General features: G+C 69.0%; 10 protein-coding genes and 1 tRNA gene. 4 read left to right on the forward strand and 7 right to left on the reverse strand.

Going from position 1 to position 11,316, the window contains the following annotated elements:
- Positions 1-9: 9 nt before the first annotated feature.
- The 4 genes from ACFW0G_RS40870 to ACFW0G_RS40885 form a co-directional block, all read right to left on the reverse strand.
- The gene (locus tag ACFW0G_RS40870; RefSeq protein ID WP_378330910.1) at positions 10-507 is read right to left on the reverse strand and encodes a hypothetical protein; all 498 of its coding nucleotides are present in this window, start codon (positions 505-507) and stop codon (positions 10-12) included.
- 19 nt (positions 508-526) lie between these two features.
- The gene (locus ACFW0G_RS40875) at positions 527-1,360 is read right to left on the reverse strand and encodes a LytR/AlgR family response regulator transcription factor (RefSeq protein ID WP_378330911.1); all 834 of its coding nucleotides are present in this window, start codon (positions 1,358-1,360) and stop codon (positions 527-529) included.
- Positions 1,361-1,466: 106 nt separating this feature from the next.
- Entirely contained in the window at positions 1,467-2,312 is an 846-nt protein-coding gene (locus tag ACFW0G_RS40880; protein ID WP_378330912.1) for a S49 family peptidase, read from the reverse strand.
- A 17-nt stretch (positions 2,313-2,329) separates the two neighbouring features.
- Positions 2,330-3,634, reverse strand: coding sequence for a histidine kinase (locus tag ACFW0G_RS40885; RefSeq protein WP_378330922.1), 1,305 nt, complete (start codon positions 3,632-3,634; stop codon positions 2,330-2,332).
- 171 nt (positions 3,635-3,805) lie between these two features.
- Here ACFW0G_RS40885 and ACFW0G_RS40890 point away from each other — a divergent pair, with 171 nt between their 5' ends.
- Positions 3,806-4,936, forward strand: a complete 1,131-nt coding sequence (locus tag ACFW0G_RS40890) for a serine hydrolase domain-containing protein (protein WP_378330913.1) — start codon at positions 3,806-3,808, stop codon at positions 4,934-4,936.
- A 440-nt stretch (positions 4,937-5,376) separates the two neighbouring features.
- Here ACFW0G_RS40890 and ACFW0G_RS40895 read toward each other — a convergent pair whose 3' ends face one another.
- The 3 genes from ACFW0G_RS40895 to ACFW0G_RS40905 all read right to left on the reverse strand — a co-directional run bounded on the left by ACFW0G_RS40895 (position 5,377) and on the right by ACFW0G_RS40905 (position 8,430).
- Positions 5,377-6,237 (reverse strand): Fpg/Nei family DNA glycosylase, encoded by an 861-nt coding sequence (locus tag ACFW0G_RS40895; protein ID WP_378330914.1) that lies wholly within the window; start codon positions 6,235-6,237, stop codon positions 5,377-5,379.
- A gap of 27 nt (positions 6,238-6,264) precedes the next feature.
- The gene (locus tag ACFW0G_RS40900; RefSeq protein ID WP_378330915.1) at positions 6,265-6,705 is read right to left on the reverse strand and encodes a DUF983 domain-containing protein; all 441 of its coding nucleotides are present in this window, start codon (positions 6,703-6,705) and stop codon (positions 6,265-6,267) included.
- A gap of 114 nt (positions 6,706-6,819) precedes the next feature.
- Positions 6,820-8,430, reverse strand: coding sequence for a sigma-70 family RNA polymerase sigma factor (locus ACFW0G_RS40905; protein ID WP_378330916.1), 1,611 nt, complete (start codon positions 8,428-8,430; stop codon positions 6,820-6,822).
- A 190-nt stretch (positions 8,431-8,620) separates the two neighbouring features.
- Between ACFW0G_RS40905 and ACFW0G_RS40910 the strand changes: the two genes are divergently transcribed.
- The 3 genes from ACFW0G_RS40910 to ACFW0G_RS40920 all read left to right on the forward strand — a co-directional run bounded on the left by ACFW0G_RS40910 (position 8,621) and on the right by ACFW0G_RS40920 (position 11,268).
- Positions 8,621-8,693 (forward strand) — tRNA-Gly (locus ACFW0G_RS40910).
- A 359-nt stretch (positions 8,694-9,052) separates the two neighbouring features.
- On the forward strand, positions 9,053-9,646 hold the full coding sequence (locus ACFW0G_RS40915) for a lytic polysaccharide monooxygenase (RefSeq protein WP_378330917.1): 594 nt from the start codon (positions 9,053-9,055) through the stop codon (positions 9,644-9,646).
- Positions 9,647-9,795: 149 nt separating this feature from the next.
- A complete protein-coding gene (locus ACFW0G_RS40920) occupies positions 9,796-11,268 on the forward strand; it encodes a phosphocholine-specific phospholipase C (RefSeq protein WP_378330918.1) in 1,473 nt (490 codons plus the stop codon).
- Positions 11,269-11,316 lie beyond the last annotated feature (48 nt).

Genomic DNA, 11,316 nt, shown 5'->3' on the forward strand with positions numbered 1-11,316 from the left:
AGGAGAAAGCTAGTTCTCGATCATGTCCACGAAGTCGCGTTCGTGCCGCTCCGCCAGCCGGTTGTACCAGAGGCCGATCCCGAACAGGAACGGGAAGGGCAGCACGCCGAGGATCAGCCAGGCCACCGGGATACCCGCCAGCGTCACCCTGGCGAACCCGGGCAGCAGGTAGAACAGCGCCGGCAGCGAGCCGAAGACGACCACGACGAGCAGGGCGAGCAGCAACGCCGTTCGCAGCTGCACCTTGACCAGGTCCTTGATCAGCAGCTTCCCCCAGCTCGTCTGCTCCTCGAGTTCGACACGGGAGCGCAACGCGCGGGAGGCTTGACGCGGGTCGGCGAGGATCACTCGCTGCCGCTTGGGTTTGGCGTGGTGTTCGGGTTCCGGGCGCAGCGGTTGCGGCGCCGCCGGAACAGGTTCGACGACGGCCTTCTCCGGCCGCTTCCCCAGTGTCGGATCCGGTTGCCGGACCCCGTTGGCCAGCCGGTGGTAGTAGTCGTCCGTCATGGCCGAGCCCGCGCCATGGCTAACCGTTCCGGCCGGTACCGACCAGCCGGTCCTTGAGCGCCCTGGTGTGCCGCCTGCTCACCGGCAGCACCTTCTCCTCGTTGCCGATGACCACCTGGTAGCCACCCTGGCCCATGCGCAGCTCGGTGATGAGCGGCAACGCGACCAGGAATGACCGGTGGATCCGCACGAAGCCCGCCTTCTCCCAGCGCTCCTCGAGCTGCGCGAGCGGGATGCGGACGAGGTGGCTGCCCTCGGTGGTGAACAGCCGGGCGTAGTCACCCTGCGCTTCCACCCAGCGCACCGACGACCGAGGGATCAGCTTCGTGGTGCCGGCAAGCTCGACCGGGATGACCTCGTCGTCGTTCTTCACCGGCTCGCCCGCGCCGCCGCGGGCGGGCGCCGCCGGGACGGCACTGAGCTTCTCGACCACGCGGCGCACCGCGCGGTCGAGGCGATCCTGGTTGAACGGCTTCAGGACGTAGTCGATCGCGCCCAGGTCGAAGGCGTTGACCGCCTCCTCGGAGTTCCCCGTGACGAACACGAGCACCGGCGCGGGCCGCAGCGCGGCGAACACGCGCGACATCTCCATCCCGGACAGGCCGGGCATGTTGATGTCGGCGAACACGGCGTCGACCGTGGGCAGGCCGCGGTCCTTGCGCGCGCGCAGGTCGGGATCGTCGGAGGACAGCAACCGCAGCGCGTCGGAGGCGTCGAGGGCTTTGAAGACGCGGCCGACCGACGGACTGTCTTGAAGACGGTGGACAAGTTCGTCAAGACCGAGCGGCTCGTCGTCCACCGCAAGGACGATGAGCTTCCGGGTGTCGTCGTGGGCACTCACAGTGACTCGCATATTGCCCATTGCCGGGTGCAATGTCCAGCCCCGGCGTGGTAATCCTGCTCCGAACGCACCAACCGGACAGCGCGAACCGGCATCTGCCCTTCTCCTCTCGACCCGCTCAGAGCCCGAAGCGGCTCCACGCGGCCTTGGTCGTGACCGCGTCCAGCAGTGCACTCGCGGCCGCGGGCGCGCCGATGCCGAGCCTGGCGAGCAACGGCTTCTTCGGCTCCGCGATGGCGATCTCCGCGTCGGGGTAACGCTCGGCGATCACCTGCCGGAGGCTGCCGAGCCCGTCGATGAGCCCGAGTTCGAGGGCCTTCACGCCGAGCCAGACGTCACCGGTGAACAGGTCCTCGTCCGCGCTGAGCCGGTCGCCGCGCCGCTCCTTGACCCAGCCGACGAACAGTTCGTGCAGCTGGGAGTGCATTTTCTTCAGCCACTCGACGTCCTCGGGCTTCTCCGGGCTGAACGGGTCGAGCCGCGACTTGTTCTCGCCCGCAGTGTGCAGGCGGCGCTCGACGCCGAACCGTTCGAGCAGCCCGGTGAACCCGAAGCCGCCGCTGATCACGCCGATCGAGCCGACCATGGACGTCCGGTGCGCGTAGATCTCGTCGGCGGCGCAGGCCAGCCAGTACCCGCCGGACGCGGCGACGTCCTCGGCGAACGCGAGCACCGGCACGCCCTTTTCGTCGGCCAGCTGGCGGATGCGCTCGGCGACCAGGCCGGACTGCGTCGGCGCGCCGCCGGGCGAGTTGACGAGCAGCGCGACCGCCTTGAGCCGGTCGTGCGCGAAGGCCCTGGTCAGCGCGGACTCGACGGCGGCGAGGTTGATCGTGCCGCGGCCCAGCGGCGACGCATTGGGCGTGATCACGCCGTGCAGCTTCACGACGGCGACGACGTCCTTGCGGTCGACCCGGTCGCCGATCATCGGCAGCCGCGCGGTCAGCTTGTCGGTAACGCTCATTTTGTAAGGCTACCGATCTACCGCGCGGGCAGGACGCCGCTGCGGGACCCGTGCACCCCGTTGATCTCCGCGGTGTGGCCGTCGTCCCGGCTTTCCTGGGACGGCACGTCGGCCGAGTAGTCGGGCAGGTCGGGCCGGACACCCGGCATGAACTTCGGCACCCGCAACGTCACGCGCATCCCGGCGCCGGGCGCCGTCTCGACCATCAGCGCGTAGTCGATGCCGAACACCTGCTGCATGCGCTGGTTGATGTTGCCGAGGCCGACGTGCGCGCCGGTGCGGTGCGCGCTGCGCAGTTCCGCGAGCCGCTTCGGGTCCATGCCGATGCCGTCGTCCTCGACGCTGATGAGCGCCTCGGTGCCGTGGTCCTGGGCGATCACCGTGACGCAGCCGCCGCTCGGCTTGTTCGCCAGCCCGTGTTTGACGGCGTTTTCCACCAGCGGCTGGATGATCAGGAACGGGACCACGACGGAAAGCACTTCCGGCGCGATCTTCATGCGGACTTCGAGCCGTCCGCCGAAGCGCGCGTTCTCGATGGTCAGGTAGCGGTCGATGTTGCGCAGTTCCTCGGCGAGCGTGGTGAACATGCCCGAGGTGCGGAACGAATAACGGGTGAAGTCGGCGAAATCCTGCAGCAGTTCGCGCGCTTCTTCCGGGTCCGTGCGAATCAGCGCGGAGATCGTGTTGAGCGCGTTGTAGACGAAGTGCGGGGAGATCTGCGCGCGCAGAGCCTTGATCTCGGCCTGGTGCAGCAGATGCCGGGATTCGTCGAGCCGGGCGAGTTCGAACTGCGTGCAGACGAACTGCGCGACGGCGTCGGCCATCTGGATGAGCTTGCCGCGGGTGCGGCCGACGACGATGAGCGCGGCCTCGGTCTCGCCCTCGACGATGAGCGGCACGATCACCGCCGTCCGCATCTTGCAGGCGTTGCGGTGGTTGCACGGCATCCGGTCGTGCGCCACGACCTCGCGGCGGTGCTTGCGGATGGCCGCGCCGATCGCCTCGACGAGGTCGACGTAGTGCTCGTTCGCCTCGCCGTCCCAGGACAGCAGGGTGCCCTCACTGTCGGTGATGCCGACCGCGACGCAGTCGAGCATCTCCAGCAGCTGCGTGGTGATCTTGTCGGCGGCGTCCTCGTCGAGGCCGGACCGCAGGTTGGGCGTCGCCTTCGACATGCGGTGCACCGCCTGCAGGACGGCGTCCTCGATGACGCTCGCCGGACGACGCAGCTTGACCAGCAGCACGGTGACGAAGATTCCGAGCAGGAGCACGAGAGCCCACGGAATGATCTGCGCTATCGCGAACCCGAACACGGCGTCCATGCTCTGCGCTCGGACAACCGGGTGCAAGGCTTTACTCCTACTTTCTGTCCAGTCGTGACCACCGACGGTGGGGCAGACCCTACTCACGGTCCGGGGGAAACCCGCATGGTCACCGTGTGCAACGCACGAGAGGGTGATGGGGCGAACCACTTCAGGGGGAGGGGCGAACGGATGTCCTGGCGTCGCGGAGCGTCACGAGGGATCGCCGTCGGGCTGGTGATGGCCGTGCTGGGGGTGGCCACCATCGGAACGGCATCGGCCGCACGGCGGAAAGACGACGTGGACACCGCTGTCACGAAGCTCGTCACCGAAGGGGGATTCCCTGGAGCGGTCGCGTACTACCGGGAGGACGGCCGGGTACGCCGGTACGCGGCGGGGGTCGCCGACACCGCGACCGGGGAGCCCGCGATGGCGTGGCAGCGCTTCCGCATCGCCAGCAACACCAAGGCGTTCGTGGCGACGGTGGTGCTGCAACTGGCCGGGGAACAGCGACTGTCGCTCGACGACTCCGTCGAGCGATGGCTGCCGGGTGTCGTGCGCGGGCCAGGCTACGAACCTTCGCAGATCACCGTGCGGCAGCTGCTGAACCACACCAGCGGCGTCCACGATCCGGACCAGGTTTCGTTGCTCTACCCGTACTTCCACGGCCACCGGGACTTCGTGTACACGCCGGACGAGGTGATCCGGCGTTCGCTGGTGACCCCGCCCTCGTTCGCGCCGGGTGCCGGGGTTTCCTACAGCAACACGGGTTATCTGCTGCTGGGGAGGGTGATCGAACGCGTCACCGGGCACGACGTCGTCCGCGAGCTCCGGCAGCGGCTGCTGCTGCCGCTGGGCCTGTGGCACACCTCGTTCCCGACGACGTCGCCCCATCTGACCGGCCCGCACCTGCACGGCTACGACCTGAAGGGCGAGGACCTGACGACGTTCAGCCCGTCGTACGACTGGACCGCGGGCGCCATGGTGTCCACTGTGGACGACCTGGCGACGTTCCACCGCGCGCTGCTGGCCGGACGCCTGCTGCGGCCCGCCGAGCAGGCCACGCTCCGGCAGCTGGTGCCGAACGACGAGGGTGGGGCGTACGGCGCCGGGATCGAGACCTTCGACCTGCCGTGCGGCACGGTCTGGGGCAACACGGGTGCCGGGCCCGGGTTCTACAGCGTGTCGATGAGCAGCGCGGACGGGCGGCGTCAGGTGGTGCTCGTGGTGACGGTCTACGACCTGGCGGCGGACGCGGCCCATGCGCCGAAGGTGGTCCCGTCGAGCCCACTGCCCGCGCTGCGGACCGCGCTCTGCGGCTGAGCTGCCCGGCGCGATGCACTGAAGGCGTCCTTCACTGCGCTCACCGCACCGAAGGCGTCCTTCAGCGCATCCAACGCACTGAAAGCGTCCTTCCGACCCCAGGCGCGATGGCCACCAAATTCCCCCGCGCGGGTGAGCCCCGATACACCGAACTCCGGGGAGGCGGCGGCTCCCGCACTGGTCCGTGAAGGACTCCTTACCTACCTTGCGTGCCGCGAAGGAGTCCTTCACGGCCCTCCACCCGGACGGACCCCAGCCGCCGAACCGGGGCCACACTATGAGGGTGTCCCCCACCCGCTCCGGGGGGCGACCCCAAGACCATTCTATCGCCGGGGTACGACGAGAACCCCGAAACGCGGCCAGACGGCCGGAGTTGTCCACAACCGGGGAATCGCTGTGGAAAACTCCGGAAATCCCCGGCGTGGCACCGCGAAACGCGGCTACTTCAGCAGCCGGGAGAGGCGACGGTCGGCCAGCGGTTTGCCGCCGGTCTGGCAGGTCGGGCAGTACTGAAAGGATTTGTCGGCGAACGAGATCTCGCGGATGGTGTCGCCGCAGACCGGACACGGCAGGCCGGTCCGGGCGTGCACCCGCAGGCCCGACCGTTTCTCGCCCTTGAGCCGCGCCGCGTCCTGCCCGACCGAGCGCGTCACCGCGCTGGTCAGCACCTCCTGCACGGCCGTCGCCAGGCCTTCCAGCGCCGCGGACGGCAGCTTCCCGGTCGTGGCGTACGGCGAGAGCTTGGCCATGTGCATGATCTCGTCGGAGTAGGCGTTCCCGATCCCGGCGATCAGCGACTGATCCGTCAGCGCCGTCTTGAGCCGCTCGGTCCGGCCCGCGAACAGCTCGCCCAGCTTCCCGGCGTCCAGCGACAACGCGTCGGGGCCCAAGCGGGCGATGCTCGGGACCTCGTTCGGGTCCCGCACGATCCACACCGCGAGGCCCTTCTTCGTCCCCGCCTCGGTCAGGTCGAACCCGGGACCGGCCGCGGCGTCGAGATGCACCCGCAGCGAGATCGGCCCCTTCCCCGGCTTCAGCGGCGCCGGCGAGAGGGCGTCCGACCAGCGCAGCCAGCCCGCCCGCGCCAGGTGCACCACCAGATGCAGATCACCGACCACCAGGTCGAGGTGTTTCCCGTGCCGGGTCGCGCCGGTGACCTCCTTGCCGTGCAGCTCGGTCCACGGCGGGGTCGCCGTCTTCAGCACACTCAGAGACGCGACGTCGAGCCGGAACACCGTGGCGCCCACGGCGTGTTCGCGCAAGTGATGGGCGAGGGCTTCGACCTCGGGCAACTCGGGCATACCGTCAGTCTCGCGCGTCGGCGCGTATTACTCCACCGGGTGCAGCGGACCGTCGAAATCCGGCAGCGAGTTCTGCTGGATGGTCTTCTGGATCCGCTTGACCTCACCCTGCACGGTGAACATGCCGCGGATCGTGCCGACCCACCGCTCCGACGGCCGGTCGCCGGTCATATCACCCTCGGTCTCCGCGACCACCGTCCACGGCCGCCGCAGGATCCACCGCAGGGGGAAGAACAACACCACGAGCAGGAGAGCCAGCAGCACGAACGCCGGCACCTTCACCTGGTCCGGCGTCCACACGACGAGTATCACGGCGAGCACCGCGGTCACCACGATCATCGCGATGCCGGGACCGTAGCTGCCGGCGACGTCGTGTTCGAAGTTGTCCGCCGTCGCGGGCGCACGCCATTCCATCTGGGCACGGACCACCCAGTCGCGGCCGTCCTCGCCGCGCACCAGCCGGTTCATTCAGTTGCCTCCCGGGCGCCGCTCAACGTGAGCGGGACCAACCGTACCGTGACCGCGGGCGCCGACGCGAGGCTGAAACCGGACAATCCGCTCCGGCTGAGCGATCGCCGCTGTTCAGGAGCCCGAGGTCGACGAGGAATAGGCCGATTCGGTGACAGTCTCCTGGGTGCTTCGCGACGTGCTCGACGTGCTCTGAGTGGTCCGGTGCACCCGGCGGGTCGTGGTCGTCTTCGTGGTCTTCGACGAGGAGCGCGAAGCCGTTTCCGAGCGCGACGTCGTCTCGGTCGTCGTGGTGGTCGAGGTCCGCGAACCGGTCGGTGTCGACGTCCGCGTCGGCCTGCTGCTCGACGTCGGCGTCTTGGTGCACACCGGCTTACCCGAATCCGTCGGCTCCGAGGTGAGGCTCGGCCGCGGAGACTCTGTCGCGCTCGGGTCCATCCTCGGCGTCGTCGACGAACTCGTGCTGGTCATGCTCGGCTGCGGACTGGGAAGATCGCCTCGCGAGGCTGTCGTACCGGTGTCCGGCCGCCCGGCCTCGCCACCGCGGCCCGACGGGACGTTCACCACCGGCAGCCTCGGCACCTCGGCCGCGCCGAGCGGGCCCTGCTGCCCCTCCTGTCCGGCGGGCTGCCCGGCAGGGACATGCGGATGCACGGCGGGCACCACGCCCCGCCCGTTCAGCCAGCCCACGCCGACCCGCGGCGGTTGCGGCGGCGGCTGCAGCGGTGACGGACCCGGCGGGAGGACGGCCAGCTCCGGGGCGCCACCACCCGGCAACCCGATGTCCTGCGACGGCTGCGGGCCGAACACCACCGGCCCCGCCGCGAAACCCACCGCACCGGCGGCCGCCGTCGAGGCCAGCGCCAGCCCCACCTTGACCTTCGAACCGAGGACGACGCTCTTGACCGTGGCCAGCACACTGCTCGCGGCACCACCGAGCGAGCCGGCGGCGGGCACCAGCAGCACCAGCACCCCGGCGTGCGCCCGCAGCGACGAACACACGTCCAGCAGCTCGTCCTGCGTCGCGCGGCACGACGAGCACCCCAGCAGATGCGCCTTGATGCGCTCCGCCTCCGCGCCCGTCACGCTCCCCGCGGTGAACCCGCCGAGCTTCTCCACCACCGCCCGGCACGAGTCCGGGCCACGGTTCACCGAAAGATGTGCCTGCAGGTACGCCGCACGCAGCCCCTGCCGCGCACGCCGCGCCAGCGCCGCCGTCGCGTTCGCGCTCAACCCGAACTGGGTCGCCACCATCGCGGGCTGCTCGCCCTCGACCTCCGTCTGCCACAACACCGTGCGCCAGCGCTCCGGCAGGCTCGTGAAGGCCGTCGTGATCAACGTGTGCTCGGCCGCCCGTGAATGCGTGTCCGCACCGGGCCCGGCGTGGAAGTTCAGCTCGTCGTCACTGACCGGAACGTCCCGGCGCGCGCCGTGCCACTCCCACGAGACCCGCCGCGCCACCGTCAGCAGATAGGCCCGGACGTAGTCACGAGGCCCGGCACCCCGGCGCAGCGCCTGGAGCACCCGGAAGAAGGTCTCAGCGGTGATGTCCTCGGCCTCGGAACGATCCGACGCGAGGCTCTGCGCGAGTCTCCGGACCGCCGCGGCGTGCAGCTCGAACAGCTCGCCGAAGGCGGCGTCCTCGCCGTCCCGCAGCCGCTGCAACAGTGCCTGTTCATCGGATTCCGAGGCCGCTTGTGGCGGCACCGTGCCCAGCTCGGTCATCCGGCCCGGCACCTCCTCCCCGAAGGACTCACCAATCGCCTCGATTGGGGACACCATACGGAGCGATGCGGCCGTCGTCACCCCCTGTACGCCGGCTGTGACACCGACGGGACGACCAGGGGGCCGGTCACGAACGCCCCAACAGCCGGTGTAGTCTATGCCCCGTAACCACGACAGAGCGGTTACGAATGCGGATGTAGCGCAGCTGGTAGCGCATCACCTTGCCAAGGTGAGGGTCGCGGGTTCGAATCCCGTCATCCGCTCGCAAGTGGGCGGAGTGTGGTCAGCCTTCGGCTTTCCCTCGCTCTTGCTCGCCATTTCTCCCGGGGGCCGAGCCCCCGGACCCCCACGGTGCGGCAGGTAACTGTTGGCAGCGTGGGGATTTTTTTGTGTTCCCGTTCGGCGCTTGGTGAGCCGCGATCTCTTGCTCCTTCCTTCCCGAAGTGCACGGTGCGGTCGTCTTGATCGGTCCGGTGTTGCATGGGGTGCGACGGGTGGGCTGAGTGACTGGTGGTCTGGACCATTTGGGGGTAGTGGCCGGGTTTCAGGTTGGGCTGGGTGGTGGTCTGAACCAGTTGGGGAATTGTTCACAATTCGTGACACCTGCTGTGAGAGGAGTCACATGCGTAAGCGTTTGCTGGGTTTGGCTTCGTTGACGGCTGCTGTGCTCGCCCTGCCGGTGGTGTTCGCCGGGGTGGCGTGGGGGCACGGGTACACGACTACGCCGGTGAGCCGGGCTTACAACTGCAAGACGGGTGCCGCGAAGAACTGCGGGCAGATTCAGTACGAGCCGCAGAGCGTCGAGGGGCCCAAGGGGTTTCCTTCGCGTGGGCCCGCGGACGGCAAGATCTGTTCGGCGGGGCTGAGCCAGTTCGGACAGCTCAACGACCAGCGCAACGGCTCGTGGCCGGCGTCGAAGCTGACCAGCGGGGCCGACTACACGTTCAAGTGGACGCTCACCGCGGCACACGCGACGACGAACTTCCGCTACTTCGTCACCAAGAACGGCTGGAACCCGAACGCGCCGCTGACCAGGGCCCAGCTCGAAACCGAGCCCTTCCTCACGGTGCCGTTCGGCGGGAAGCGCCCGCCGAACGCGGTGTCGCACAACGGAAAGCTGCCCAGCGGCAAGAGCGGGCGGCACATGATCCTGTCCGTCTGGGACATCGCCGACACCGGCAACGCGTTCTATCAGTGCGCCGACGTCACCTTCTGAAACCACGCCCGGGCGTCCGCCGGATCGGCGGGCGTCCGGCACGGTTTCGGGCCGCTCGCCCGGTTCGACACCGATTTTCACCGTGCATTCGCTGTTAGTTTGCCAGTTGCCACCTCATCAGGTGACTACCGCGAACGAGGGTGAGGCCCATGACCGAACTGACCCGACGCCGTCTGCTCGGCACCGCAGCGGGTGCCGCCGCCACCGCGGCCGCCGCCACACTGATGCCCCCGAACGTCCAGCGCGCGCTCGCCCAGGGCGCGCCGCGACACGGTTCGCTGCGCGACATCGAGCACGTCGTGCTGCTGATGCAGGAGAACCGGTCCTTCGACCACTACTTCGGCACGCTGTCCGGGGTGCGCGGGTTCAACGACCCGAACGCCGCGAAGCTGCCGAACGGCAAGCCGGTGTTCTACCAACCGGACTCGCAGAACCCGGCGGGCTACGCACTGCCGTTCCACCTCGACACGCACGCCACCAACGCGCAGAAGATCCCGTCCACCTCGCACGCCTGGCAGGTCCAGCACGACGCCCTCAACGGCGGCAAAATGGACAACTGGCTGCCCGCGCACCGCAAGGCCGACGGCAAGAACGGCCCGTACGTCATGGGGTACCACACCCGGGCCGACCTGCCGTTCCAGTTCGCGCTGGCCGAGGCGTTCACCATCTGCGACGCCTACCACTGCTCGGTGCTCGGCCCGACCTGGCCGAACCGGATGGTGTGGATGACCGGCACCGTCGACCCCGACGGCGAGCACGGCGGGCCGATCCTCGACAACAAGGCCCCGGCGGGCGGGTACACCTGGACCACCTACGCCGAGCGGCTCCAGAAGGCCGGAGTCAGCTGGAAGGTGTACGAGCAGGCCGACACCTACGGCTGCAACATGCTCGAACAGTTCAAGAACTTCCGGGACGCGCCGAAGGATTCGCCGCTGTACGTCAACGGGCTCACGCACCGGCCCGAGGGGCAGTTCGAATACGACGCGCGGAACGGGAAGCTCCCGACCGTCTCGTGGATCATCTGCACCAGCACCGCGTCCGAGCATCCCGACTACACGCCCGCCGAGGGTGCCGCGTTCGTCGCCAGCAAGATCGACGCCATCGCGTCGAACCCGGACCTGTGGGCGAAGACCGTGTTCATCCTCAACTACGACGAGAACGACGGGCTGTTCGACCACGTCATCCCGCCGGCCCCGCCCAAGGGCACGCCGCACGAGTTCGTCACCAAGACCTCGCCGGGCGGGACGAAGGGCAACGGCCTTCCCGTCGGCGCCGGGTACCGCGTCCCCGCGATCATCGTTTCGCCGTGGACCGCGGGTGGCTGGGTGTGCAGCGAGAACTTCGACCACACGTCGACGCTGCAGTTCCTGGAGAAGGTGACCGGGGTGCCGGAGCCGAACATCTCGGACTGGCGGCGGAAGACGTTCGGGGACCTGACCTCGGCGTTCCGCTTCGACGACCAGAAGGCGAAGCCGCCGACGCTGCCGGACACCAGCGGCCCGCTGACGCTCTCGCGCTACGAGCAGTCGCAGCTCCCGGCGCCGAAGTTCCCCGGCAAGGACCAGAAACCGCCGACGCAGGAGCCGGGCCAGCGCCCGCACGTCCCGCGCAAACCGCGCTGATCCGACGTGCCGTTAAGGCCACCTTACGGGCGTCTGACGCCCGTAAGG

This window comes from Amycolatopsis sp. NPDC058986, assembly GCF_042741125.1.
Classification (GTDB): domain Bacteria; phylum Actinomycetota; class Actinomycetes; order Mycobacteriales; family Pseudonocardiaceae; genus Amycolatopsis.